We start from the raw sequence: 26,092 nt of genomic DNA, 5'->3' as shown, positions 1-26,092 counted from the left end.
GCTACACCGTCCGTGATCATATCAGTGCTCACCCGAGCTTGTGATCAAACTTGGCGAAGATAAGATAAATTCATTCTCATCGAGAGACGCTCGGCACCATGGCGAAGCGTCGGCGCGGGTCATTGGGACGGACGAAAACTGGTCAGAACCCCATGGATCGCGCGCGACCCCGTTCCTTACCGTCGATTTACGAGCCGGGCGCCGCTTTCGTCGGTTGACGATTTGGTTGCGAAATGCGCTGGTATGCGCATTCGGCCACAAAAAATCCCACCGTAATGAGTGCCGCGCCGACGAGGCCAAGGGTGTGGCGATCGAACCAGGTGATGGCCGCTCCGTATGACCCCCGACATGGATACGCCGATATAGATGGCGGTCGAGTTCAGGCCCAACAGCACCGGCGCCGCAACGGGTGCGATGCTGATGAGGCGGTGCTGCTGCGGCACGAGCAGGCTCCAGCCGCACATGCCCCAGACGACGAGGGCTGGTGCGGCGGTCGCGATCGACGCCGAAGTCCAGGGCAGCAGCGCGAAGTCCAAAGCGACGATGGCGATGGCCGCGTTGATGATGCGGCGGCTGCCGAAGTGATCAGTCAAGCGACCGGCGGCGAAATTGCCAACCGTAGCGGCCACGCCCCAGAGCAGTAGCAGACCGGCGAGCACGCGCGCGTCGCCGCCGGTGGCGCGGTCGAAGGTCAAGCCGATGTACGTGTAGGTCAGAAAGAGGCCCGCATACACGAGCCAGGTGGTCAGGAGCGTAAGCAGCACGCGTGTATCGCCGAGCGGCGTGAGCCTGCGCTCGAGACTGACGGCCGGCGCAGTCGGGATGTCTCGGAGGCGCCATGCCACGCCCATCGCGGCCACAGCGCCGACCGCGGCGACGAGCGCCGGTGGCATCTTATCGTGCCGGGCCTGGTCGCGGCTTTCGGCCAATGGAACTCGAGCCCGAGTTTCGGCAGCAAGGAGAGCAGGGCAGTGGCCAAGCTCGCCAGCTCGATGACTCGGTACTGCGGGGCCCTTAAAGAAGTGCAATCGAGCCTCGATAGTTGCGCCGGTGTCTGGGGCATGCTCCGAGCGCTAGATGGCGCACACGCCTCCGCCAACAAGTCGGCCAACGACGTTCACAGACGATTTCGTCGCAGGCTGGGCGACGTATCTCGAGGAACTGGACGCAAATCGAACGCTGAGTCAGGATGAGTCGAGGTTGGCTAAAAGCACGTTTGGCGTTGCGATGAGTCAGATTGAGCTTTTCGCTCGGAGGAGGCTGGAAATCTGATGATGTTACGGCCGACTCAGAACAAACCGAATAATCGCAAAGTCCACAAGGAAGTCGGATGGATACCCTCAGCCAGATGCGCGTCTTCGTGCGCACATTGAATGTGGAAGCTTTACTGCCGCCGCCAACACATTGAGTACCAGTCCTGGTGCAATGTCGCGGGCCATCGCTGACCTTGAAGAGCGGCTACAAACAAGGCTGCTCAATCGGTCGACGAGGAAAGTGGCGCTGACGCAGGCTGGCGAAATCTATCTCGCAAGGTGCAAGCAGATTCTGGAAGACGTCGAACGTGCAGATGAGGAAGCAAGCGAGGCGCAGTCGCGACCCATGGGCAAGCTGCGCATCCACAGTTTCGCAAGCGTAGGCATGTCATACATCCTTCCAGCGATAAAGGAGTACCGCGCCAGCTACCCGCAAGTCTCGGTCGACCTGACGCTTTCTCAACGGATTCCGGAGCTCTTCGAGGGAAGTACGGACGTTGCTATCGTAGCCACGTGCTCGGTGCTGCCGGATTCTGACCTTATCTCTCACCTGCTTGGCAACTCCTTCAGCATTCTTTGCGCGTCGCCTGAGTACGCGCAGGAGAAAGGCATCCCGTCGGTGCCTGCCGTTGCGGACGCCTGCCTTTCCAGCATTCGAGTGGCTGCTCGAGAGTCATGGCCGGACGGAATCAGTGAAGGTCGCGGGACCCGTCGAGTTGAATACGGCGGAAGCAGTTGCCATGGCTGCGCGTGCGAGCATGGGAATTGGGGTCGTCCGGTCTATACCGCGCTCGAAGGACTCACGGACGGCAGCTTAATTCGAGTCCTTCCGGAGTACACGCTGCAGAAGATGAACATATACGCGCTCCACCCGTCACGCAGATACACCGACGCACGCATCCGAACCTGGCTTGAATTTTTGCGTCAATTCATGCCCACCGTCATTGCTCGGGACGCGCATTTGCTTGAGGAGTATTCGGCGGCGCACTGATACGTCGGGGTTGGCGAAATCCGACTCACTAATCCCTTTCGGAATTGCACCCGACAATCCGGAACTTAGGCCCCAACGTCGGAGACCTTTCTTTCTTGTCCACGCGTGAATTCTTTTGATGGCTGCTGCGAAAAAGCGACGACGACACGATAGTTTCCGTCGTTCAGCCACGTTTGGGTGGACTGACGCAGCACGGTATCTTTCGCAGGCGTCCGGCATAGATAGTACGCTCGCTTTCAATGCATAAGCCTCAGGGATGTGTTCGAGGCGGAAGCCTGCCTGCGTGTACGGGGTGATGGTTGGTCGCCCAAAAGCACTTTGGCTCCGTCAGGGACTGACCAACCCAACCATGCAGTCTGGCGTGGCGAGTCAAGCGTCTGGATTTTTAGATGCCTAGGATGCCTCCTATCAGTCACGAGGAGCGTTCAACGTTCACCATAGATTGAAGCGGGTCCCGGCACTATTTGTATGGTAAGCCTGGGCTAAACATCTCGTATTTCTGCACAGACGAAAATCGTCAAATCTAATTTATACAGGTGAAGCCATGAAATTGAGATTTTCGATAAATTTCGGAATCTGGGTTGGAATCACGGCTGGAGCATACGTCTGGCTCTACCTCGTAAGTCCGCTCGCTGCCTTTGGTGTGCTTCCATGCACCTTCGTCGCGGTCCCGATTTTCATCAATGCTGGTGCCAAGCTCGAGCAAATTCCAAATCACATGACGAGTGCCGTCGCTGGTGTGCTATGGGGGCTCGTCTATCTTAAGGTGAGCAGTTTTATTATTTCCGCACACATCTCACCGCCGGTCGCGCTCGCCATCACTGTTCTAGTTGTAACTGCAGTATTGGTGGCTATCCATGTGTCGGTCAAACTATACGGGCTCTTTAGCAACATTCCACAGATGTTTGGTGGGATTGCGTGCTCGTTCCTTGTAGGCGGTGACAAATGGCCCTATGTGATGCTCACGCTGTGTCTTGGTGTCGTTCTTGGGTACATCAATTTTTCAGGCCTGAAGTTCCTCGACGAGGACGGACGTTGGCTGATTCACCGCAACAAAATCAAGCGAACCGCTTTCTAACCCCTTGAATGGAATGGAGTGCCTGCTCGTAAGTGTCGAACCATTCGAGCTCAGTTCCGGCAGCGCTCCGCGGATAAGTCGAAACGCCCGATTGCGCCAATCTAAGGCGCGCCCGCTGGTCCGTCGGCGACCACGGTCTGCTAATGGAACGCCGCACGGCACTGCCGCGCCCTCGGTGCCGAAACGATGGCAACGTCGCGGTGGCGAAAAGCAAGCAGCGTTGGTGTTCTGATGGCTTCGAGTTTCGTTGCGACAACGGCGAACCGCTGCGTGTCCGTTCCCTCAGGATTGCTGCGACCGCGAAGCAATGAGCTGGGCGGCGACGACCGGCGGCCACAGTCGCGACGTAGTGCGCGACGTCATGCTGGCCGCCGTTGAGAGATGCCGGGGCAAATCCAATAAGCGTATGGGCGATAGCAGTGAATCGATAGTGAGCTCGGGAAACCGTCGGCGTATCGGGGCGCAGGGCACAGCGGCTCAGTTACGCCGAGGCGCAAACCTTCCGAAGTTGGCTCCCGGCTCGGCGTGCACTCTCAACGAGTCCGCCTTCTCTTCTGTATGTTGTCAGTTGGTAAGGGAGCCCGTTTTGGCGACACCTGAGGCGAGATAGCCGCCGTCGACAGGCAACAACACGCCATTGATATAGCCCGAACTCCTGGCTGCGAGAAAGAGAATTGCGTCCGCCATCTCATAGACCGTCCCAAGTCGTCGGCTTGGGATCATCGACGAACACTCTGCGATTGTCTCTTCAGTAAAGCTTTCAGCTGTCATCGCAGTTCCGACGGGCCCCGGTGCAATAGCATTCGCAGTGATTCCGAGTGGACCAAGTTCCATAGCCAACTGTCTAGTTAGTCCAACAACCGCAGCTTTGGACGTCCCGTACGCCGCTCGTCCAATGCCCGCACGTTCCGCACTAACCGAGGCAACGTTAATAATTCTGCCATACCGAGCTCCGGCCATTGAATGGGCGGCACGTTGAGAGGCGAGAAACGTTCCTGTGACGTTAATGTTAAACACTCTCTGCCAATCTTCAAACTTGTAGTCGGAAAGGGAACAGATGCCGATAATGCCCGCGCTGTTCACCAATACAGCGGTCGGTCGACCTTTCCAGTCTTCGGCGGCCGAGAATGCAGCATTCACGGACTCTGGATTCGAAACATCGAGGTTCACGCTTAATGCGTCGGACCCCGCTTCCGAAATGGAGGCTGCCACGGTCTGCGCGCTCTTCACATTCAGGTCTGCGACCACCACAGAGGCGCCCAGAGGCGCCACACAAGCCGAAGGCTCTCGCCGTCCTTGCCCCAATTCCAGACCCTCCGCCGGTCACTACAACAGTCGTCGATTCAAAGCTCATTTTCGTCTCCGTTCAAGTCATCGCCAGATCGTTCAATCAAGTGCTTCCTCGCTGTCTACGGGTAAGAATCGCACAACTGCTTGATGAAATGGCGGCCGTTTGAGCGTCTGTCTTGTCGAGTCAAGCGCATTGGCAAGCTTGTCCAAGCGGGACCAAAAGTGGCTACCTACCATCGGTTGTCAGGTATAGCCCGAGACCGGGATTCTGGCTCGGTTGACCGCCTCACCTACCAAGTGCGACAGAACCCTGTCGCGGAAGTTTTTCTGAGAGAGATTGCTATGGACCGCCGCTCGTTCATCCGAAATGTCGCAGTAACGGCCGCGACAGGTGCCGCCGGATTTCCAATTGCGACCTATGCCGCCGACGAAATCGTCGTAGGCAGCATCCTTGACCTATCTGGCGGACTCGACATCTACGGCAAGCCCATGGCCGACTGTTTGACTTTAGCGGTCGACGAATGGAACGCCCGCGGGGGTCTTCTCGGTAAGAAGCTCCGACTTCTCTCCTACGACACGCAATCGAGCATGCAACTCTACGCGCAGTTTGCGCAGCAGGCCGCGTTAAAGGACAAAGTCTCCGTTGTGCACGGTGGTATCAGTTCGGCATCTCGAGAGGTCATTCGGCCTGTGCTTGACCGGTACAAGACGCTGTACTTTTACGAGTGCCTGTACGAGGGTGGTGTTTGTGACCGGAATACGTTCTGTATCGGGGTTACGCCCGGTCAGACAGTCGCAAAGTTGGTTCCATACGCTATGAACCTGTGGGGGAAGAAGGTTTATGTTCTGGCCGCTGACTACAACTATGGGCAAATTACGTCCCAATGGGTCAAGAAGTACGTACAGGACAACGGCGGCTCCGTCGCATCAATCGACTTCTTCCCGTTAGACGTAACGAATTTCGCATCTAGCATCGCAAAGATTCAAGCAGCTAAGCCTGACTTTGTCGTGTCTGCGCTTGTGGGTGGGTCACATATCTCATTCTATCGTCAGTGGGCGGCAGCAGGGATGCGCACGAAAATCCCCTTGGCTTCGACCACGTTCGGGCTCGGAAATGAGCAAGTCGTTTTGTCACCCGAAGAAAGCGACGGTTTCCTTGTCGCATTCAACTATTTTGAGGAGTTGAACAATCCTGCAAACGTGCAGTTTAAGGAGCGCTTTGCAAAACGCTTTGGGAACAATCATTCGCATGTCAGCGCCCAGGCCATCGGTACCTATCAAGGCTTCCACATCTGGGCGCAGGGCGTTGCGAAAGCCGGAAGCTTAGACAAATTGAAGGTTATCGAAGCTCTCGAATCAGGGGTCAAGTTCGACGGACCGGGAGGCAAAGTATCTGTCGACGCCGCGACGCATCACTGCATACTCGACGTCAGCCTGGCGGAAGTTCGCAATCACGGCTTCCGGATTGTCCAGACCTTCAATGCTCAGCCTCCGAGTGATACGAGCGCCGTCTGCAATCTCATCAAGAACCCTCGTGACAATCGGCAATATGTCATCAAGATTTGATGAGTGAGTCTGTCATGGATACCCTAATCATATCTGTCATTCAAATGCTTTATGCCGTTGCCAGTCTCGTCGTTGTGGCGTCAGGACTGGCAGTTATCTTCGGCATGGTGAAGGTCATAAACCTCGCGCATGGCGAATTTATGATGCTCGGTGCGTACGCGACAATTGAGTTCGCTCAATTGGGAGTCAATATCTGGGTCGCGATATTTCTTCTTGCGCCGGGGTTTGTCGCGTTAGTCGGGCTTGTTCTCGAACGTCTTGTCGTCAGACACCTGTACGGCCGTATGGTGGACACGATGCTGGCAACATGGGGGCTATCTCTGCTCCTGGTCGGAGTCGTCACTTCAATCGTTGGCAACACAACGACCGGAATCTCGGCCCCTCTGGGTACATTCACTGTCGGGGCCTACAGTGTCAGCACCTACACGCTGGTCATCATTTTTGTCGCCGTCGCAATTATCGTTGCAATGCGTTGGATTTTGACTCGAACGTCGCTGGGACTCATCGCCCGCGGCACCATGCAAAACGCGAAGATGGCGGACGTGCTTGGAGTGGACCCGAGAAAGGTCTACTCGGCAACCTTCGCCGTCGGCGCCGCGCTGTCGGGGCTCGCGGGCGCTCTGCTCGCGCCGCTGACAGGGGTCGTTCCCACGATGGGCGGCGCATTTGTTGCCAGAGCTTTTATTACGGTTGTAGGCGGTGGGCCGGCGTTGGTTTCGGGTCTCTTGAGCGCATCGAGCCTGTTCGGCGTGGTCAATCAGTTCGCGACATACATGTGGACTCCTGTAGCAGGGGAGGTTGCCTTGCTGCTTGCCGCAATCATCATGCTCCGTCTTCTGCCTCAAGGCATTACCGGTAGATTTTTTCGGAGGTCTCTGTGAGCACACGTACGAATCACGAATCGGTCGACGCCGGGTGCTCTTTAATAGAACACTTCTCCAAGTCCTGGTGCAGCGCAGCCTCTACGCTCGTCATTGGCTTCGGTTTCTATCTCGCGCTTCCCCTAGTGATGGACGAATTTTCGCTCATCCAAGCGACCGTTTACGCAGTGATGGGAATCCTGGCGCTCAGTCTAGGACTGGTTTGGGGCATGGGAGGAATATTGTGCTTCGGGCAGTCCGCGTTCTTCGGGCTTGGCGCCTATTCATATGCCGTGGCGGTCAGCAACATGGGCGACAGCACGGTGCCCGTGCTGCTGGCGATTGCTGTGCCTTCTGTTTTTGCGTTGATTCTCGGGTACCTCATCTTCTATGGGCGGCTCTCGGACGTCTACATGGGCGTCATTACCCTCACCGTGACATTGATTCTCTTCAACTTGATGAATTCCACAGCAGGTCCGGAATGGACGATTGGGAGCGCGGCGCTAGGTGGCTTCAACGGGATGCCGAATGTAGCGCCGTTGAATATGCCAGGGAATATCGACGACACCATCGGTCCACGGGGATTGTTCCATCTTGTCGTGGGCGCTCTTTTGGGCATCTACGCTTTGCTTCGTGTTCTGATGGCGCTCAAGTTCGGCCGCGTTGTGGTAGCGGTCAAGGAAAACGAGCAGCGCGCGTTGCTTCTTGGATATGACACTCGAGTCTATAAGCTTCTCGTCTTTGTTAGCGGCGCCGCAATTGCAGGGCTCGCGGGCTGCTTCTTCGTCAACTGGGGGGCATTCACTAGCCCAACTATATTTGGCCTTGCTCAGTCCGCGCAAATCATCATTTGGGTTATGGTCGGTGGCCTTGGGACGTTCATCGGACCTGTTCTCGGTGCCATTTTCATTCAATGGCTCACTACGCAGCTTGGCACACAGCAGACATTCAATGCGAGCCTAATTCTCGGCGCGATACTGGTTGTATTCGTTTTGCTGGTGCCTAGAGGAATAGTGCCGTCAGTAGGCGTTGTCATAGGATACTTCTTGCCCAGGAGGCAGAGACCCGTAGAGCTGCTGGATGGAGGCGGGAGTTCACTCGGCTCGGATACCGACTACAAAGGGCCATCCGACGTGAATCGCGGTAATTCTTCGCTCGATGTCGAAAAGGATGCTGTGCGATGACACTTCTGCTCGAGACAAGAAATCTGAATGTACGGTTCGGCGGCGTACATGCGACACGAGACGTCAACTTCGCGCTTGCCGAGAACGAACTGCGATGTGTTATTGGCCCAAACGGGGCCGGAAAAAGTACTTTCTTCAAGCTGTTGACCGGGCAGGTTAAGCCCACCTCCGGAGAGATTCTCTTTCGAGGAACCAACATCGCTGGAGTGCAGCCCCATGAGCCCGGGCGTCTGGGGATCGGTATCAAAACCCAAGTTCCCAGCCTTTTCAACGGACTAACCGTCTGGGAGAACATCTGGCTGGCCGCACGACGAACGCACAAGCCGGCGGAAATGAAGCGTGTTGTGCGGGAAGTACTCGAGCGAGTCGGGATGTCGCGCTTCCACGATTCGGTCGTTGGCGTGATGGCGCATGGCCAACGTCAGTGGATAGAGCTCGGTGTGGTCATAGCCGCGGACCCGCCGCTGATTCTTCTGGATGAACCGGCGGCCGGAATGAGCGACAGCGAAGTTGCGCGGACTGCGGACTTGATACTCGAAATAAATCGGAGACACGCGGTGGTCGTTGTCGAGCACGACATGAGCTTCATTCGTCGGATTGCGAAAAAGGTGACGGTTCTGCATCAAGGAGCCATCCTCAGGGAGGATTCACCCGAAAAAATCATGAGTGACCCCTTCATCCAGCAAATCTATCTGGGAAAGAAGCCGCAATGAGCGACACGAAGCCTATATTGGAAACAGAGAGCGTTCACGGTGGTTATGGCTCGATTCCTGTGTTGTCCGACATCTCACTGTCCGTTCAGGCAGGAGAGGCGGTCGGGATTCTGGGCCACAACGGAATGGGCAAAACCACATTGATGAGGACACTGATTGGGGCATTACCCGTTACCGCCGGCGAGGTTATATTTCAGCAGGAGCAGGTAACTGTGCTCCGCCCGCATCAGCGCGCGCGTCGAGGAATGGCTTACGTGCCGCAGGGCCGCGATATTTTCCCGCCGCTTTCGGTGTATGACAATCTCTTATTCGGCGCGCTGAAAGCTGGCGGCGACACTAAGTCCATCATCGAGGAATTGCTCGTTGATTTCCCCCGACTCGAGAGGCTGCTCGACCGCCTTGGGGGCTCACTTTCTGGTGGTGAACAGCAACTGCTCGCCCTAGCGCGTGCTCTGGCCGGGCGTCCGTCGCTACTGCTGCTCGACGAACCGACCGAAGGAATCCAACCTTCCATCATCGAGGAAATCGCGGAGACGTTGACCGAGCTTCGCAAAAAAAAGAACTTGACCGTTGTGTTGGTCGAACAAAACCTCGAATTCCTAATAGCGGTCGTCGAGCGGGTGCTCGTAATCCGAAGGGGACGGTTGGGAGGGGAGATTCCTCGAGAGTACTTAAACGACCTCGACCTCGTGAACCAATACGCTGGTGTTCACGCATAAACGGATGACTTGACGGGTCCATTCTTGGCTGGCTGAGGTTCCCTCGGTTTTTTGCCTTCCAGAGGCCCCTGGTCATGCAGCCGCATTCTCGGTCTGCCGAGCGTCGATCCAGTCTTGCAGGAACTGAACCGGTGATGAGAAGCAGAGCGAAGAATGACGACGACGGCGGGTATAAAACACTTCGATGTACTCGAACAAATCCGCAACGGCGTCACGTTGCGTGCGCTACTTCGTGCCATGCACCCGCTCATTCTTCAGGCTGTTCAAGAAGCATTCAGTCGGCGCATCCCAACAGCTGCCCTTGCGGCTCATCGAGCAGCGCATGCCGTACGAGCTCAGCTTGCACTGGAAGTTGTGGCTAGCGTATTGGCTGCCTCTGTCCGAGTGGTGGTGCACGCGGGCGCGGGCCGGCGGCGGAACCATGCCATCGTCAGCGCATTGGTCACGAGGTCCGCGGTCATGCGTGGCTTGACGGACCAGCCCACGACTTCCCGATTGAACAGGTCCTGCGTGACGGCCAGATACAGCCAGCCTTCGTCGGTCCAGATGTATGTGATGTCCGAAGTGAACAACTGATTGGGCTCGGCCGGCGTGAAGTTGCGTTTCAACGCGTTCGGCGTGACCGGCAGCTTGTGACGAGAATCGGTTGTCACGCGATAGCGGCGCTTGATACCGTTGTCGCTCATCAGGCGCTCCACTCGTGCTTTGCTGGCCGGAAAGCCGCGAGAACGAACCTCTTCGATCATGCGCGGTAAGCCGTACGCGCCTTTGAACTCGGCATGAATCGTCCGGATCAACGTCAGCAACTGTGCATCGGTCAGCCGCTGACGCTCGAGCGTGCCGCCGCGTTTCCAGGCGCGATAGCCGTTGACGCTCATGCTAAGGACCTCGCACAGCGCCGCCAGCGGATAGTGCCGGCATTGCATGTCAATCTAGGCGAACTTCACAGGAGGTCCTTCGTGAAGAACTCCGCGCTTTTTTTGCGATTTCCAACTCGATCTGCAAACGCTTATTCTCCGCGCGCAGACGAGAGAGTTCCATCTGTTCAGACGTGACGATCGTCGCCCCGGGGCAATTGAGCTTGCCGGCCTCGGACGCCTTGCCAGTTGCGCACCGTCTGCGTCGATATGCTCAACTCGCGGGCTACCGGGCTCACACTTTGCCCGTCCTTGACTCGCTGCACGGCTGCGGTCTTGAACTCTGCCGTGTACACCTGGTTCGGTACTTTGAACATTTCTTCTTCCTTCCTCTGGGTCGAGTTTACACACGACCTGCTGGAAGGCGGAATTTCGGGGGAAGCTCAGGCAGTTCTAGTCCAGCCGATTGGCAGGGCTGAACAAGACCTTCGCTTTTTCGCGCCATAGTCTCTCGTTGTGCGCACTTGATGGACGATATCCAAGCGATGCTCCTTCACAACGAGTAACCCAAAGACAGTGTCGCGCGACACCGCGCCCCAACCAATGTACTGCGCTGTTTCAAAATTGTGTAGGGCTTTGGACCGGGGAACAATATGCCGTCATACTAAATAATTGCCATGAAGAAACGAATCCTAACTGCGTCGCTCATTTCTCTCGGACTGAGTGGGGCCGCCTGGGGCCAAAGCGCGGTCACACTCTATGGACGCATCAATGCAAGCCTTGATTACGTGACAAATCAGGGGACCGCAGAAGGCTCCAAGAACGTCTTTCGGTTTGGTGACAACCGCTTTGCGGGGAGTTGGTGGGGTCTCACCGGAAGCGAAGACCTCGGAGGGGGCACGCATGCGGTCTTCAAACTCGAAAGCATGTTTAGCCCTGCAACGGGGAAGTTGGTGGAAAACCCGAGCGAATTCGACCGATACGCTTACGTAGGTCTCGAGAACGCAAGGTATGGTTCTCTGTGGCTCGGTCGCTCGATGAGCTTGACCGACACCATGGGATTCTATCTCGACCCGTTTGGTGAGCACGAGATTGGAATCGGCTCATTTGCTAAGGGGCGCGCATGGGGCTCACGTGCTAACACCGCGACCTATAATTCGCCCCAATGGGCTGGTTTCTCGTTCCGGCTGCAGAACGGTTTCGGCAATGATGCAAACGGATTTCAGCATAGTCGCCAGTTCAGTGCCGAGGCGCAATACACTATTGGAAACTTGACGGGCTATGGACTTTACGAAGAAGTACGGGACGCGAACGGGAAGTTATCAAGTCTTTACAGCGCTTCCCGAGAGTATATGGCTGGTGCGACTTACAAGCTGAACAATCTGATGTTGTACGCGGGCTATCAGCAGCTTGTTTCTTCGGGACAAGACACGGTCGCCGATACGAACAACCCGATGGCTGCAACTCGCAATCAGCAAGAGTGGGTTGGTCTCACTTATCAATTTAGCCCCGCGTTCCAGATGCAAGCGGCCTACTATCACGCGAATGTGAACAACGGTGGAGGGGTCGGGAACCTCGGTGTGATTGGTGCCTCGTACGCGCTGTCAAAACGCACTACAATCAATGGGACGTTCGGGGCGATTTTCAACGGCGGAAAGGCAAATTTCGCGCTGGAGACTGCAGACGTTGCTCCGCTACAAGGACACAACCAGCAAGGCGGATACGTCGGCATCGTGCATACGTTCTAATGATGAGTGGTGCCGGAGGTTTGCCGACGAAAAGGGACCGGCCATATATTTGGTGCGGCTTGAGCCTTCGGAAAGAGCCTTCGGCGCTCGAGATACTGTAGGCCTTCCGCCGCGCTTTGAAAGGAAGAACGGCGTGATTTCAATCTGCGCCGTTCCTGTGACGGTGTCGTCTGCGGTGCACAACGAAGCGATTTCTAGCATGTGTCTTGCGCGCCATTGCTGTTCGCGCCTGTCAGAAGGGTACTGGGCGCAGCGTTGAACGTCTTCCTAAAAACCCGCGAGAAATGCGACATATCGCTGAAGCCGCACTGGTAGGCGGCTTGCGTCACCATCTTGACGCGATGCTCGGAGAGGAGCGTAAAGCTGCGTTCGAGACGCCGGCGCCAAAGCTCCTGCATCGGTGCCAAGCCGTGACGAGCGAACACCCGCGAAAGCGTTCGCGCGGAAACATTGAGGCCGTGGGCGATGCTTGCGGCGGTCAATTCGCATTCGTCGAGGTGCGCATCCATATAGTTTAGAGCACGCCGGTAGACGAGATCGTAATGAGCTGGCGCCTCGGCTTGGTCCCATTGGACTTGCGTTTCCATCGCGGATGCGAGCGTATCTACAAATGCGCTCGCTAGCCTCGCCTGCGCGACCTGCGGTGCGTCCGGGCGCATGGCCATCGCTTCACGCAGCATACCCCTGAAAACGCCGGAAATTGGCCGGTCTCGGGCAATTGCGATGTTCATCATCGACTCGACGCGAGCAAGGCGAGAAGTCATCGCTTTACGCGGGATTCGAACGAGCAGCATCGAGTCCACGCTCAGGTCATGCACGAACGGACGGCCGGCGTCGTACAAAGCAATGTCGCCAGGCTGCAGCGATAACTCTCTGGTTGCCTGCGTCATTCTGCCGACGCCAGATTCAACCAGAATTGCCACGAAGTCTTCGTCTGGCGCCTGTCGAATGAACTGACTTGTGCGGTCGAAAACATGCTGGCGCGCACAGAATTCCGCAACCACCAGATTGCCCACAGTCTTGCCGTGGAGGGCACCTTCGAAGCTGTCGCGGCAACTAGAACTGCTTGCTGACGGAATGAAGTGCCTGCATATGGCATCGTTCCAGTACTCAAATCGCCGACCAGCTTCGGCCTGAGTAGTTGAGTAAATAAATTCCATGGCCGCTTCCATCATGTCGCCCCGTTTCGCGCCGTTCTCCGTCGGAGAATCGGCCCTTCTACGCTAACGTGGCAAAAATCAATTGGCAACCAGCGCGACTTCGGTAGAGGCTACTTGACCTCGTCGGTTTGGCCGGCGCGAGATGTCACCGATGCGGCGCGGTAGGATGCGATGCACCCTACCGGTTTCGCAACGTCAAAGGGGCTGGATTCCCTCGCAATCGACAAGAGCACCGATGCGGGCGTTACGCTTCTTCCCCGAAACGTTGTGCGTTACCGCGGAGATGCGTGGCGCGTCGGGAGGCGAGAGAGTCCGCAGGTTTCTCAAAGCTTAAAGAGATGGGCGCTCGACGTATATACGTGAAAACGTCCACTATGTAGCCATATGTGGCGGCACAACCCAAGGCTGACCACTTTCCCCGGTCTTGCGTGTCCCGCGCAGTCGACTATAGATGGCTGATTGGGACAAGCGGCTGGATTTTGACACTCCTACTATGGCTTGGAAGTCCACCGTGCTTACGGCAGGGTGACCCCATAGCGCAAAAGGAGAGCACAGGGAATGTCTATAGGTCCCGAATTGGCGTCAACCAGCCAATTGATGAAGATTGCGAGCGATTACGGCATCGAACTCGACCAATATGAGGCGGATGCTTACAAAGGGATGCTCGCCGCCTCTATCAAATCTTACCGCCGTCTCGACGCTATTCCGGAGCGCAAGCTTCCCGTGAAATATCCGCGTACGCCGGGCTGGCGGCCGACGGCCGAGGAAAACCCGCTGAACGGCTGGTACTACCGCTGCGAAATCAATGGAGCGAAGGAGGGCATTCTCGCTGGTGAGCGTATTGCGGTGAAGGACGTGGTCTGTGTCGCTGGCGTTCCGATGATGAACGGCTCGAAGCTGCTTGAAGGGTACGTCCCAGACGTCGACGCCACAATCGTCACACGAATGCTTGACGCCGGCGCCATCATCGCCGGTAAAGCAAACTGCGAAGACTTTTCGTTCTCCGCTGGTGGCATGACATGCAGCACGGGGCCGGTGGGAAATCCCTGGAAGCCGGACCATAATCCTGGAGCATCCTCGAGCGGAAGCGCGGCGCTGCTTGGCACCGGACAAGTCAATATGGCTATCGGCGGCGATCAGGGCGGTTCCATTCGTCTTCCCGCAGCGCTCTCGGGGTGTTACGGACTGAAGCCCACATACGGTCTCGTGCCATACACGGGCTGCGCGATGATTGAGACCACGCTCGACCACATTGGCCCGATGGGCAATAGTACGAAGGACGTCGCTCGACTCTTGACTGCCATCGCAGGCTACGATTTAGACGACCCCCGTCAGCAAGGCCGAATCATCCCGACGTACCGCGTGGACTACCTGGAAGGGCTGCAGCGCGGTGTTAAGGGCTTGAAAATCGCCGTGTTGAGGGAAGGTTTCAAGCAAGACAACACCGAATGGGGCCAACTGTCTTCAGAGCCTGAAGTTGACGAGTGCGTCCTCGGTGCGATTTCGAAGCTGCGGGAGATGGGTGCCACTGTCGAGGAGGTCTCCATCCCGATGCACTTGGAAGCGTTCCATATGTGGAATGCGATTGCGCTCGAAGGCGCGAACGCCTTCATGCTCAACGGTTTCGGCATGGGGTCGAACTGGCAAGGTTGGTACAACACGGGCATGGCTGAGGCATTGGCACGAGGGCTCAAGACGCATGCGCATGATATGCCGCCGACGGTGCGCTCCGTGCTTATCCGCGGCGAGTATATGCGCCGCTTCTATAACGGACGTTACTACGGAAAGGCGCAGAATCAGCGCCACTTGGTCAACGCTGCATACGATGCCGTCCTCGCGGAGTATGACGTGATTGCCTGTCCGACCACACCTCATCGCGCCACGAAGATGGTTGGACGTGACGCTTCTGCGCTCGAGACTGTGTCGAACGCGTTGGACCAGTTGCGTAACACCGTAGTCGCGAACCTCACAGGGCATCCGTCGATGAGCATCCCCTGCGGCGTCCGCGACGGCCTCCCGATTGGTCTCATGCTCACCGCCAAGCACTTTGATGACGCCACGCTTTTGCGCGCTTCGGCGGCTCTTGAGTCAGCGGGAGATTGGAAAAAATTCTAACGCGCGAGGGGGCAGTGGCCCCTAATTCACCTTGAACACATCGCCGTGCACAACCGTGACGTAAACGTCTCGAAACCTCCCGCGGCTAAATGGAGCAATGCTATGAGTCACGACCATCATCACACTGCGCCGCCAGCAGACATCGACTTGCGCGTAAAAGCGCTGGAATCGCTGCTGACGGAGAAGGGCATCATCGACCCAAGCGCCTTGGACGAACTGGTCTCTATTTACGAGAACAAGGTTGGTCCAAGAAACGGTGCACGTGTCGTTGCACGCGCCTGGGCTGACCCCGAGTACAAGAAGCGCCTGCTGGAAGATGGCAGCAATGCAATTGCTGAGCTGGGCTACAGTGGCGTTCAGGGCGAAGACATGACTGTTGTGGAGAACACGTCCTCTGTTCACAACGTCATCGTCTGCACACTTTGCTCATGCTATCCATGGCCGACATTGGGGCTGCCTCCCATTTGGTACAAGTCCGTCCCGTACCGTTCGCAGGTGGTTATTGACCCGCGTGGCGTCCTCAAGCAATTCGGCGTCAACGTGTCGTCGGAGAAGGAGGTGAGGGTCTGGGACAGCAATGCCGAGCTTCGGTACATGGTCCTTCCCGAACGACCGGCAGGTACCGAAGGCTTATCTGAAGACGAGTTGGTCGACCTAGTCACACGTGACAGCATGCTCGGCACTGGTTTGCCGAAAAATCTCTGACCCGCACGAGAGGTGGAAACTAATGAATGGCATACATGATTGTGGTGGCATGCAAGGTCTCGGTCCTATCGTCATTGACCAGGACGAAAAGCTTTTCGCGGCCGAGTGGGAAAAGCGTGCATTCGGGATGTTCATCGCCGTTTTCGCTGCCGGCGTATTCATTGTTGATGAGTTCCGGTACAACATTGAGGTAATGGACCCTGCCCATTACCTTGAGTCGAGCTACTACGAGCACTGGATTTTCTCGCTTGAGAAGATGTTGAACGACAAGGGCGTGCTGTCGCACGAAGAGGTTCAGGCGCGCATCAATCAATTGAAAGGGGGGCACTGATGCCAGTTCTAACGAAGGAAATGGTTTTGCCCTTGGTCATGACGGGCGCTTCGGCGCGCTCACCGCATCTGGCTCGCGCGAACTTCAACGCTGGAGACATGGTCAGAGCCAAGAACATCAACCCCGTCACTCACACCCGCTTGGCAAGATATGTGAGAGGCAAGGTCGGCACCGTTGTGCGCGACCAAGGTGTTTTCGGCACGCCGGAGACGATGGCGCATGGGAAGGGCGAGAGCCCACAGCACGTGTACAGCGTCGTCTTCTCAGCGACAGAACTGTGGGGTGCCGATGCCATGCCCCAAGACAAGGTCTACATCGACCTGTGGGACAACCACTTGGAGAAAATCGAACCATGACTTCAGAAGTCGATTTGGCTCAAGTTGGGCTGTCCAAGGAGGAGGGGCCGAGCTTCGACCAGCCTTGGCAGGCGCAGGCATTCTCCATCGTTGTGCAACTCTCGAAGGCCGGTGCGTTCACCTGGAAGGAGTGGGTGAAGACTTTCAGTTCAGAGATTCGTGAGCACCCCGCCAAAGCTGGCGAATCGACGAACTCGGCCTACTACCGCCAATGGATGGCCGCGCTTGAGACCATCGTCGCGCAACTTGGATTGGCTTCTTCGGAAGATGTGGAGACCCGCAAGGAAATGTGGCGCCAGGCCTATCTGAACACGCCGCATGGCGAGCCCGTCATGCTTCAGAACGCGCTGTGCGCACCTGCGCACTCGCACGAACATGTGGCGATGCGGACCCCCATCACTGTTAGCCCCGGTTTGTAATTTTCGTCCCGCTCTACAGCTAGTCTCGGCCGTTTGACCGAGACTAGCTGCGGTCTTGCGTCTCGAAAGAGTTCTTTCTGTCGAGAGGAATTAAATGCGGCAACACTACCTCCGGACACAACATGAATGTTAGCGTTGACTTGGCTCGCAGTCCCGGTACATTGCGAAGCAAGCTCGTCGGTATCTATTCCCTTCTCGCGCTTTTCAACGTTGGCGTCTGGGTTTGGGCATATTTGGCTCTGCGCGGGCACCCGCTGCTTTTTGGCACGGCTATCTTGGCTTACTCATTTGGCCTTCGCCACGCTGTCGACGCTGACCACATTGCGGCTATCGACAATGTCACCCGAAAGCTGATGCAGGAAGGTAAGCGCCCTGTCACTGTCGGATTCTTCTTTGCGCTGGGGCATTCAGCAGTAGTCGTCCTGGTCGCATTCGGCGTTGCAATAACTGCATCTGCCCTCCAGCAGCGCGTAGAAGGGTGGAAAGCGGTAGGTGGAGTCATTTCTACCAGTGTCTCCGCGCTTTTTTTGTTCCTGGTCGCGGCGATGAACATCGTCATTCTTAGGGGCGTATGGCGAGCTTTCCGTCGTGTTCGTCGAGGTGAGTCGTACAGCGAAGATGACCTTGACCTTCTACTTTCGAGCCGAGGACTATTGTCGCGGCTGTTCCGACCAGCGTTCAAGATGGTTTCCTCGGCTAAGTGGATGTTCCCGCTTGGGTTCTTGTTTGGCCTGGGGTTCGACACTGCAACCGAGGTGACCCTTTTGGGACTATCTGCAAGCCAGGCACAACAAGGCTTCTCGCTGGGCGTCATCATGCTTTTTCCGGCACTGTTTGCAGCGGGTATGTCCCTCGTTGATACGACAGACGGCGTTCTGATGCTAGGTGCATATGAATGGGCGTTCGTGCGGCCCATTCGTAAGCTTTACTACAACGTTGTCATCACACTGGTCTCAGTACTCGTGGCCGTGTTGATTGGTGGAATCGAGACGTTGGGCTTACTCGCAGGGAAGTTCAAGCTTGACGGCGGAATGTGGGAGTTTGTTGGCGCGCTCAATGAGAACTTCAATAACCTAGGATTCGCCATCATTGGCGTCTTTGTCTTGGCGTGGGCGCTGTCCTTCGTCTTTTACCAATTGATGGGTTATGACTCTCAGGACGCGTCGCAGAACAAGTCGGCGTGAGTCCTAGGTAGTCTGCTGGTTGTGGTCTCGTTGCGATGTCTTGTGGCCGAAATAGAGTCCTGGCGTGGAAGCTCGGGGCGCCGTCCTCTGTCCACATTGATGGGCACACCAGGCGTCTCAAGATTCGAAGTGCTGCTCCGTGGCACGATCAAGCATGTGCCGCAATTGCGCCGACCGGGTCCTTCCGTATTCCGACTCGAAGCGGTCTTGCGCCAGCACCCAATGCGGGTACGCCTCCACGATTTTGGCAATGCCAGCCTTGGTGACGCTGACCAACCTGGCACGGCGGTCCGCCTTGTCGACAGCGATTGTGATATAACCGTCGCGTTCAAGCGGCTTCAGATTGTGTCCGATTGTCGCACGGTCCATCGCAAGCAGTTCGCCGAGCGCCATCATCCGTAGTGGCCCGTGCTGCCTAAACAGATAGCCCAGGATCGTAAACTGGTTCGTGTTGATCCCTGTGGGAGCGAGGCACTCGTCGTACAACCGTGTTACAACGCGAGCGGCACGCCGCAGGCGCGCGCAGTTGCAATGCAACGGTGTGTCAGGATCGATTTCGTTTCTCTTGGTCATTGGTGAAAATTCATTGACAAGCCGCAAGCGCGGACTGGCGTCGACCGCGGCGGTCTCGACGCCGCCACGATGCTGTCATCATTCTCTTCCATAACGTCAAACGCGTTGCGTAGCCGGCGTTCCCAGCAAATATTAGTCTCGCATGATAGTGTTATTTGTATTATTGGTCGAGCGAAGGGATATTCATCAACAGGTGGAATGTGCGCCAATGTCCGCGCAGGTGCCTCCCCGTGGGGGCGTCACACGGCGCGGAAGTTGAAACTGGAGCCGTCTCCCACCGCTGTTAAGCGTCAAGGATCACATTGTCGAAACGTCGCAGCTGGCCGGGGGCGACGCCAACATTGTCACCTTTCCACGCTCGATTCTGGCGACGACCCCATCAACGTCGAGAACAAGGCGTTCGCGGCGCTGCATACCCGTCTCGAAGCGCAGGCCATGTTCGCGCTCGGACCGACGTAGGCGGTGCCGTAGCTGCGTGCAAGATTTGCACGGGTTGCTTGGAAAAGTTGGGTCATTTGTTTTCCTGATTAAATTTTCGAAGCGCGAAGAAAAGATCGCGCATTGAATCGAGATCAATCAGCCTCACAAATGCAAGCGTATCCTCGTAGGCTCGCAACCAGGGGGCCATTGCGGAAGCGACAGCTTTTCTTCCCTCGGTCGTCACGACGAGCTGACGTTTCCGTCGATCTCCCTTGTGGGTGATCGTAGAGATAAGCTTGCGGCGGAACAATGGTGCCAGATTGGCGGACAGATTCGATCGGTCCATTGCCAGTTCTACTGCCATGTCGCCGAAAACCAGTGGCTCTCGTTGATGCAGCAAGGCGAGCATACAAAACTGGGACGCAGTAACGTCGGTATGCCGGAGCTCGTCGTCAAAATGAGCCCAAAAAGCGCGCATTGCGCGCTGGGCGAAGAAATGGTTCAGCGCGAGAGCGGAGATTTCTCCGATGGAGAGCATCGACGACTCGCAATTCTGCGTTTCCATATCTGCGGTTCCGGGTGCGTAAGCGCTCAATTGCCAAGATTTTCGTGCTGCCGCAGAGGTCGTTGCAAGGCGCAGAAGTCGTCATGATCATGGCCCTGAAGCTAGTTACTCGTCTGTGCAAGGCTGGCCTCGTGAACGTGAAGCGCCGGCCATGCTGCGGCGGGAAAGAGGAGTTCACGCGAGCCCGAACGTTTTTCTCAAACTTGCATCGACTGGAGCGGCCGGCATAAAGCGCCGCAATTTGCGCAACAGGGATGCCTCGCCGGCCCGTGTGCGACGCATGCGCCAGGTGCCAAGCGCCGCTTCGACAATGGTGTTGGCCACCCCATCGGGTGGGGGAGCCCCTTTGATGCTGGCCACAACAGCGCTAGACGCAAGGGTGCGCTCACGGTCATAAGCGGGAATCGTGAGGCTCGCCTGAGGCGCGTTGATGTCCAGATTGGTCTTCGTAAAGGATGGTTCGACCAGCGCGACTCGGATACCGAACTGGCGGACCTCATGATCCAGTGTTTCGGTTAGGCCCTCGACGGCATGCCTGGACGCCGAATAGAGCCCCATGTAAGGGGCATGGAGGAAACCGGGCACGGAGCTGACATTGACGATCCTGCCGCTGCGCTGTGCCCGCATATAAGGCAGTACCGCTTGTGCCGTGTGTAGGATGCTCAAGACGTTGGTGTCGAACAGAAACGCGGCTTCGGTCGTCGCTGTTTCCTCCACCGCGCCGATCAGGCCCGTTCCGGCATTGTTGACGAGCACGTCGATCCGTTTGGCGCGGTCGATGATGGCTTGAATTCCCGACTGAACAGAAGCATCGTCGCGTACATCCATCTCGATGAATTCGACGCCGGCTAATGGCGCCGTTTTGGTGATGCTACGCACGGTGCCAAAAAACACGCCAACCGCGTTTGGCAAACTTCTCGGCAGCGGCGCGTCCGATACCTGACGACACGCCGGTCACAACGACAACGGTCGAATTCGACACGGTGGTTCCTTCTATACGATGAGTTAAACTTGTTTTAACTGCGGCTGTCGAGCGCGTCATGCAGCCTTTGTTCGGAGGGGTGTGCCTGCTCGCCTTGGTCCTTGCGTGAGCCAGCGAGACTACCGGGGCGGATCTTGAACCAGATCGAATACATCGCAGGCAGAAACATCAACGTCAGAATCGTCCCTGCGAACGTGCCGCCGATCAGGGTATAAGCGAGCGTTCCCCAGAACACTGAATGGGTCAGCGGCATAAATGCCAGGATCGCCGCCATGGCCGTCAGAACCACGGGCCGCGCGCGCTGCACGGTGGCCTCGACGAGCGCGTGAAATGGGTCCAATCCCGCGCGCTCGTTTTGGTGGATCTGCCCGATCAAAATCAGTGTGTTGCGCATCAGGATGCCTGACAGCGCAATCAGGCCGACTAGCGCATTGATGCCGAACGGCTGCCGGAACAGAATCAAGGTCGGCACCACCCCGATCAAGCCCAGCGGGCTGGTGAGGAACACCATCACCATCGCCGAGATCGAGCGCACCTGGAAGATGATGATGATGAGCGTGACCGCCAGCATGATCGGGAATAGCGGCAGCATGGCTTTCGTCGCTTTGCCCGACTCTTCGATGGTGCCGGCCTGCTCGATGCGGTAGCCAGTCGGGAGCTTGTCCATGATCGGCTGAAGCTGCTTGGTAATCGCCGTCGATACATCCGGCGGCTGCAAGCCGTCGGCGATATCGCCCTGCACCGTGATCGTCGGCACGCGATCGCGCCAGCGCACGACCGGCTCCTCCATGCGCACCTCGACCTTGCCCACTTGCGACAGCGGGACGCGTTGGCCGCCTGCGCCAGCCAGCGTGAATTCGCCGATTTTGGCCGGATCGAGCCGGGCGTCGCCGGCCGAACGCGCCATGACCTGCACGGTTCGAATATCCTCACGCACCGCGGTGACCGGTACGCCACTAAGAAGGAACTGCAGTTGTTGCGCCACGGCACTGGAGGTCAGCCCCATGGCCTGTAGCCGGTCCTGCTGCAACGTGAAATGCAGCGTGGGCGTGCGTGTACCCCAGTCAGAGTTGACCGTGCGCATCATTGGGCTGCGATCCATCACGTGCTCGACGTCGGCCGCGATACTGCGCAGTTTGTCCGGGTTCGGGCCGGAGATGCGGTAAGCAACCGGAAATGGCGAATACGGGCCGAATACCAGTTGCGTGACCCGCACGCGCGCTTCGGACGCGAGGCCGCCCGCGATTGCCTGACGCAGTCGCTGTTTCAACGCGTCGCGCTCTTCCTGGCTGTCCGTGCGCACTACGATCTTGGCAAACGACGGATCGGGCAGTTCCGGCCCCATGGCCAGGTAAAAGCGTGGCGCACCCTGCCCGATGTAAGCGGTGACGATCTTGGCTTCCTTCTGTTTAGCCAACCACGCCTCCACCTTCTCCGTAGCGGCGCTGGTTTGGGAGATAGACGTGCCATAGGGCATCTGCACCTCGACCAGCACTTCAGGGCGGTCGGAGATTGGGAAGAATTGTTTTTTGACCACGCCCATGCCGAGGATGGCCAAGACGAAGAGCCCCACGACTGAACCGGCAACCAGCCATTTGCGCGCGATGACGCGCGTGAGCAGTTGACGGAAGCGGTTGTAGCGCGGCGTGTCGTAGATCGCGTCGTGACCGCCTTCGACCTTCTTGAAATCGGGCAACATCTTCACACCCAGGTACGGCGTGAAAATCACCGCGACGAGCCAGGATGCGATCAATGCAATGCCGACGATCCAGAACATGTTGCTGGTGTATTCGCCGGCAGTCGATCGAGCAAAGCCATTGGGCATAAAGCCGACGGCCGTGACCAGCGTGCCCGACAGCATGGGCGCGGCCGTATGGCTCCATGCATAGGCCGATGCTGCGATGCGGCTATAGCCCTCCTCCATCTTCACCACCATCATTTCGATGGCGATGATGGCGTCGTCCACCAGCAGGCCCAGCGCCAGAATCAGAGAACCGAGCGTAATGCGGTCGAAGTTTTTGCCCGTCGCGGCCATTACCACGAACACGACGGCGAGCGTCAACGGCACGGCCGCGGCAACCACCAAGCCCGCGCGCCAGCCCATGCTCACGAAGCTCACGAGCATGACCACCAGCAAAGCGGCGAAAAACTTGAGCATGAACTCGTCGACCGCCGAATGAATGTTGACGGCCTGATCGGTGACTTTGGTCAGGCTCATGCCCAGCGGCAGTTCGGCGTTGACTGCGCCGACTTCGCTGTCCAACGCCTTGCCGAGTTCGAGCCCGTTCCAACCGTCGCGCATGACGATGCCCAGCAGCAGCGCAGGTTCGCCGTTGTTGCGGATCATGAATGTCGCCGGATCTTCATATCCGCGCGTGACGGTCGCGATATCGGACAGCTTCAGCGTGCGACCTTGCGCCACGATGGGCGTATCGCGGATCTTCTGCAGTTTATCGAAGGCGCCGTCCAGGCGAATGAACACCTCCGGCCCCTTGGTTTCGACCGAGCCGGCCGGCGTCAGGGCGTTCTGGCCATTGAGCGCGGCGAACACGTCTTGGGGGCTGACACCCAGCGTGGCCAAGCGGTCATGGGAGAATTGGACGTAGATACGCTCGGCCTGCTCGCCGATGATGTTGACCTTCTTCACGCCCGGCACGTGCAGCAATCGCTGGCGCAGCGTCTCCGCATCGCGCACCAGCAGGCGCTGCGGTTCACCCTTGGCCTTCAGTGCGAATATCGCGAAGGTGACATCCGAGTATTCGTCATTGACCATCGGCCCGATCACGCCGGCCGGAAGGTTGGCTGCCTCGTCACTGATTTTTTTTCGGGCTTGGTAGAACTGTTCCTGCACTTCCGACGGCGGGGTGCTGTCGAGCAAGGTCAACGTCGTGAAGGCCAAGCCAGGGCGCGTGTAGGTCTCGGTCCGGTCGTACCAGCGCAGCTCCTGCATGCGTTTTTCGATTTTCTCGGCGACCTGATCGTGCATTTCCTGCGCGGTGGCCCCAGGCCAGGCGGTGATGATGGTCATCACCTTGACGGTGAAGGCTGGGTCTTCCGCTCTACCCAGCTTGAAGAACGAGACGAGCCCGGCCAATGAGATCAGGCAGATGAGGAACAAGGTGATGGAGCGCTCGCGCACGGCGAGCGCTGAGAGATTGAATCGACCTTCGCTCACGGGCGGCCTCCCTCGGAAGCCACGGCGACGGCTCGAGCTGCGACCCGCACTTGCTCGCCTTCGCGCAACAGTTGCGCGCCGAGCGAGACGATCCGCTCGCCTTGCTGCAGTTGACCGGCAACGCGAGCGCTATCGTCATCCACATGCTGGACGGCAACCGGCCGCCAGGCGACCTTGGCGGGCTCGCCGCTGACGATCCACACGCCGGGGCCCTTGCCCGCGTCGAACAAGGCACCTATCGGCACCTGCAAACCGCCCTGCACCGAGGAACGTGCGTCGGTAATCTGGATCGTCACCGTCGAGCCCAACGGGGCGGCGGCCAACGCGCCTTGCAGCACATACCGCGCTTCGAAGGTGCGTGTACGAGGATCGGCCGCATCCGAGAGTTGGCGCAGCGTGGCCGGTTCGCTCGCGTCGTTGTTGCCGAACAGTGTGGCTTGCGCGACCGAACCGATGGCCGGGCGCAACGTTTCGGGCAGTTGGATCACGGCCTCGCGATGCCCGGCGTGCGCCAGACGCACGACGGGCTGCCCCGCGCTGACGACCTGACCGGGCTCGGCCAATGTTTCCATCACGACCCCATCGCCGTCCGCTACCAGCTCGGCATAGCGAGTTGCGTTGCGAGCAACGTCGGCGTCCGCCTCGGCCGCACTGAGTTGCGCTTTGGCGGCATCGGCTGCCGCCTTGACCTGATCGTAGGCCGATGCCGATATCGCACCGGTGCCGCGCAGGTCGCGGTAGCGCGCTTCCTCCTGCGCGCTCTGCTGCGCCCGGGCTCGCGCGGCCGTGACCGCGTCCTGACGGGCTTGCGCGGCAAGCTTTAAATCGATGGGATCGATGCGCATCAGCGGCTGGCCGCGCTTGACGGTTTGGCCGGCATCCACAAGCCGCTCCAGCACCTTGCCGGAGACACGAAAGCCCAAATCGCTCTGTACTCGCGCCGCGACGATCCCTGTGAACGAACGAGATGCGGGAATTGCGCCCTGAACGATGGCGGTCCGCACCAGCGGCGCCTCGGTGCGCGGATCGGACGGCGCTTTTGCGCCGCAGGCAGCTAGCGCGAAAGGCAGTGCTGAGACGACGGCAGAAATAGCGAGGCGACGCTTGCGCATGAAGGACCCATTGAAGAAGTAATCGGGGCCTTCATTGTGGTACCAGTGACTATGTTAGTCAATAGTCACAAAACCATTCTCACCTTACCGCATTTCACTTTCCCCTCAGGGCGACAGGCTGCGCAGCACGAGACTGGACAGTTGCGCCGGCGCCACTTCGATGTGGTCGAAGCTGTACTGCAGCAGCAGCGGGTTCAAGTACGGGCGTGCGACCAGATAGATCGCCATCGCAGTTTCGTCGAGCGGCGTTTTGCGCTCGAAGTCTCCGCTTTGCCGGCCTTCGCTCACGATGTCCCGAAGCAGTACCTGCGCGCGCTCTTCGTAGGCGAGCACGGCCTGCCAACGCTCAGTCGCTGCCGATGCGGCGATCTCGTAGAGCTTACGGTCCTGAAAAAACAGGCGGAGGCTCGCTTCGATGGAGACTTTGAACATGCGCCGCAGCTTCTCGGTCGGCAGATCCGTCTCTGCCACGGCCGCCGCGACCTCGGCTTCGATCTCGCGCAAGCAGTTCGCACAGATCATCTCGCCGATAGCCTGTTTCGACTCGAAGAACTTGTAGATGTAGGCCTTGGAAAAACCGATGGCCTTGGCGAGGTCGGCGACGGTCGTCTTTTCATAGCCGTACCGGTTGGAGTGCTCGGTGGCGGCGATAACGATCTGATCTCGTACCTCGTGGTCAGCGGGGCCGCGTGCGGGGGTGGGGGAGGTAGTGGCTTTTTTCATGGGTGTAGCGCAG

General features: G+C 57.9%; 21 protein-coding genes and 4 pseudogenes. 15 read left to right on the top strand and 10 right to left on the bottom strand.

Features of this window, described 5'->3' with window-relative positions; all coding sequences use genetic code 11:
* Nucleotides 1-176: 176 nt before the first annotated feature.
* Nucleotides 177-929: an MFS transporter gene (locus tag OKW37_RS16085; RefSeq protein ID WP_429405340.1), complete on the bottom strand. Its 753-nt coding sequence runs from the start codon at nucleotides 927-929 to the stop codon at nucleotides 177-179.
* Nucleotides 930-1,330: 401 nt separating this feature from the next.
* On the opposite strand from OKW37_RS16085, the pseudogene OKW37_RS16080 reads away from it, so the two are divergent.
* From OKW37_RS16080 to OKW37_RS16070, 3 genes and pseudogenes are all read left to right on the top strand, one after another.
* Nucleotides 1,331-2,244: pseudogene (locus OKW37_RS16080) on the top strand (LysR family transcriptional regulator).
* Between the two features lie 544 nt (nucleotides 2,245-2,788).
* Nucleotides 2,789-3,322, top strand: coding sequence for a DUF1097 family protein (locus OKW37_RS16075; protein WP_429405342.1), 534 nt, complete (start codon nucleotides 2,789-2,791; stop codon nucleotides 3,320-3,322).
* Between the two features lie 128 nt (nucleotides 3,323-3,450).
* Nucleotides 3,451-3,719, top strand: a pseudogene (locus tag OKW37_RS16070) (IS3 family transposase); the annotation flags it as partial.
* Between the two features lie 167 nt (nucleotides 3,720-3,886).
* Here OKW37_RS16070 and OKW37_RS16065 read toward each other — a convergent pair.
* Nucleotides 3,887-4,570 carry an SDR family NAD(P)-dependent oxidoreductase gene (locus OKW37_RS16065; protein ID WP_429405344.1) on the bottom strand — a complete coding sequence of 228 codons (684 nt, stop codon included), beginning with the start codon at nucleotides 4,568-4,570 and terminating at the stop codon, nucleotides 3,887-3,889.
* Between the two features lie 384 nt (nucleotides 4,571-4,954).
* Between OKW37_RS16065 and OKW37_RS16060 the strand changes: the two genes are divergently transcribed.
* Genes OKW37_RS16060 through OKW37_RS16040 form a run of 5 tightly spaced genes read left to right on the top strand, consistent with a single transcriptional unit; the run spans nucleotide 4,955 to nucleotide 9,654 of the window.
* Entirely contained in the window at nucleotides 4,955-6,178 is a 1,224-nt protein-coding gene (locus OKW37_RS16060; protein ID WP_429405346.1) for an urea ABC transporter substrate-binding protein, read from the top strand.
* Between the two features lie 14 nt (nucleotides 6,179-6,192).
* On the top strand, nucleotides 6,193-7,059 hold the full coding sequence (locus OKW37_RS16055) for a branched-chain amino acid ABC transporter permease (RefSeq protein ID WP_429405349.1): 867 nt from the start codon (nucleotides 6,193-6,195) through the stop codon (nucleotides 7,057-7,059).
* Nucleotides 7,056-8,222: a branched-chain amino acid ABC transporter permease gene (locus tag OKW37_RS16050; RefSeq protein WP_429405351.1), complete on the top strand. Its 1,167-nt coding sequence runs from the start codon at nucleotides 7,056-7,058 to the stop codon at nucleotides 8,220-8,222. Before OKW37_RS16055 ends, OKW37_RS16050 begins: the two co-directional genes overlap by 4 nt.
* Nucleotides 8,219-8,935: an ATP-binding cassette domain-containing protein gene (locus OKW37_RS16045; protein WP_429405353.1), complete on the top strand. Its 717-nt coding sequence runs from the start codon at nucleotides 8,219-8,221 to the stop codon at nucleotides 8,933-8,935. The genes OKW37_RS16050 and OKW37_RS16045 overlap by 4 nt, the downstream gene beginning before the upstream one ends.
* Nucleotides 8,932-9,654 (top strand): ATP-binding cassette domain-containing protein, encoded by a 723-nt coding sequence (locus OKW37_RS16040; RefSeq protein ID WP_429405355.1) that lies wholly within the window; start codon nucleotides 8,932-8,934, stop codon nucleotides 9,652-9,654. Before OKW37_RS16045 ends, OKW37_RS16040 begins: the two co-directional genes overlap by 4 nt.
* Before the next feature lie 72 nt (nucleotides 9,655-9,726).
* On the opposite strand, the pseudogene OKW37_RS16035 reads toward OKW37_RS16040, so the two are convergent.
* Nucleotides 9,727-10,888, bottom strand: a pseudogene (locus tag OKW37_RS16035) (IS3 family transposase).
* Nucleotides 10,889-11,188: 300 nt separating this feature from the next.
* Between OKW37_RS16035 and OKW37_RS16030 the strand changes: the two are divergent.
* Nucleotides 11,189-12,259 (top strand): porin, encoded by a 1,071-nt coding sequence (locus OKW37_RS16030; RefSeq protein ID WP_429405357.1) that lies wholly within the window; start codon nucleotides 11,189-11,191, stop codon nucleotides 12,257-12,259.
* A 194-nt stretch (nucleotides 12,260-12,453) separates the two neighbouring features.
* Here the strand turns inward: OKW37_RS16030 and OKW37_RS16025 are convergent, their stop codons facing one another.
* Nucleotides 12,454-13,419, bottom strand: a complete 966-nt coding sequence (locus OKW37_RS16025) for a helix-turn-helix domain-containing protein (protein ID WP_429405359.1) — start codon at nucleotides 13,417-13,419, stop codon at nucleotides 12,454-12,456.
* Between the two features lie 558 nt (nucleotides 13,420-13,977).
* Between OKW37_RS16025 and OKW37_RS16020 the strand changes: the two genes are divergently transcribed.
* From OKW37_RS16020 to OKW37_RS15995, 6 genes are all read left to right on the top strand, one after another.
* Complete coding sequence (locus OKW37_RS16020; RefSeq protein ID WP_429405361.1) at nucleotides 13,978-15,534, top strand: amidase; 1,557 nt, start codon at nucleotides 13,978-13,980, stop codon at nucleotides 15,532-15,534.
* 102 nt (nucleotides 15,535-15,636) lie between these two features.
* Nucleotides 15,637-16,239, top strand: a complete 603-nt coding sequence (gene nthA, locus OKW37_RS16015; protein WP_429405363.1) for a nitrile hydratase subunit alpha — start codon at nucleotides 15,637-15,639, stop codon at nucleotides 16,237-16,239.
* A 22-nt stretch (nucleotides 16,240-16,261) separates the two neighbouring features.
* Nucleotides 16,262-16,570 (top strand): hypothetical protein, encoded by a 309-nt coding sequence (locus OKW37_RS16010; RefSeq protein ID WP_429405365.1) that lies wholly within the window; start codon nucleotides 16,262-16,264, stop codon nucleotides 16,568-16,570.
* Nucleotides 16,570-16,926: an SH3-like domain-containing protein gene (locus OKW37_RS16005; RefSeq protein ID WP_429405367.1), complete on the top strand. Its 357-nt coding sequence runs from the start codon at nucleotides 16,570-16,572 to the stop codon at nucleotides 16,924-16,926. Before OKW37_RS16010 ends, OKW37_RS16005 begins: the two co-directional genes overlap by 1 nt.
* On the top strand, nucleotides 16,923-17,345 hold the full coding sequence (locus OKW37_RS16000) for a nitrile hydratase accessory protein (protein ID WP_429405369.1): 423 nt from the start codon (nucleotides 16,923-16,925) through the stop codon (nucleotides 17,343-17,345). The genes OKW37_RS16005 and OKW37_RS16000 overlap by 4 nt, the downstream gene beginning before the upstream one ends.
* A gap of 122 nt (nucleotides 17,346-17,467) precedes the next feature.
* Nucleotides 17,468-18,529: a HoxN/HupN/NixA family nickel/cobalt transporter gene (locus OKW37_RS15995; RefSeq protein ID WP_429405371.1), complete on the top strand. Its 1,062-nt coding sequence runs from the start codon at nucleotides 17,468-17,470 to the stop codon at nucleotides 18,527-18,529.
* Nucleotides 18,530-18,646: 117 nt separating this feature from the next.
* Here the strand turns inward: OKW37_RS15995 and OKW37_RS15990 are convergent, their stop codons facing one another.
* The 6 genes and pseudogenes from OKW37_RS15990 to OKW37_RS15965 all read right to left on the bottom strand — a co-directional run bounded on the left by OKW37_RS15990 (nucleotide 18,647) and on the right by OKW37_RS15965 (nucleotide 26,079).
* On the bottom strand, nucleotides 18,647-19,102 hold the full coding sequence (locus tag OKW37_RS15990) for a MarR family winged helix-turn-helix transcriptional regulator (protein WP_429405373.1): 456 nt from the start codon (nucleotides 19,100-19,102) through the stop codon (nucleotides 18,647-18,649).
* Nucleotides 19,103-19,613: 511 nt separating this feature from the next.
* Nucleotides 19,614-20,087, bottom strand: a complete 474-nt coding sequence (locus tag OKW37_RS15985) for a MarR family winged helix-turn-helix transcriptional regulator (protein WP_429405375.1) — start codon at nucleotides 20,085-20,087, stop codon at nucleotides 19,614-19,616.
* A gap of 174 nt (nucleotides 20,088-20,261) precedes the next feature.
* Nucleotides 20,262-21,069 (bottom strand): annotated as a pseudogene (locus tag OKW37_RS15980) (oxidoreductase).
* A 34-nt stretch (nucleotides 21,070-21,103) separates the two neighbouring features.
* Nucleotides 21,104-24,244: an efflux RND transporter permease subunit gene (locus OKW37_RS15975; protein ID WP_429405377.1), complete on the bottom strand. Its 3,141-nt coding sequence runs from the start codon at nucleotides 24,242-24,244 to the stop codon at nucleotides 21,104-21,106.
* Nucleotides 24,241-25,356, bottom strand: a complete 1,116-nt coding sequence (locus OKW37_RS15970) for an efflux RND transporter periplasmic adaptor subunit (RefSeq protein WP_429405379.1) — start codon at nucleotides 25,354-25,356, stop codon at nucleotides 24,241-24,243. Before OKW37_RS15970 ends, OKW37_RS15975 begins: the two co-directional genes overlap by 4 nt.
* Before the next feature lie 105 nt (nucleotides 25,357-25,461).
* Nucleotides 25,462-26,079 (bottom strand): TetR/AcrR family transcriptional regulator, encoded by a 618-nt coding sequence (locus OKW37_RS15965; protein ID WP_429405381.1) that lies wholly within the window; start codon nucleotides 26,077-26,079, stop codon nucleotides 25,462-25,464.
* Nucleotides 26,080-26,092 lie beyond the last annotated feature (13 nt).

Source organism: Paraburkholderia sp. MM5482-R2, from assembly GCF_050436125.1.
In the GTDB taxonomy this organism is placed as follows: domain Bacteria; phylum Pseudomonadota; class Gammaproteobacteria; order Burkholderiales; family Burkholderiaceae; genus Paraburkholderia; species Paraburkholderia tuberum.
The sequence above is the reverse complement of the archived record's forward strand: the minus strand, read 5'-3'. Positions and strand labels throughout refer to the sequence as shown.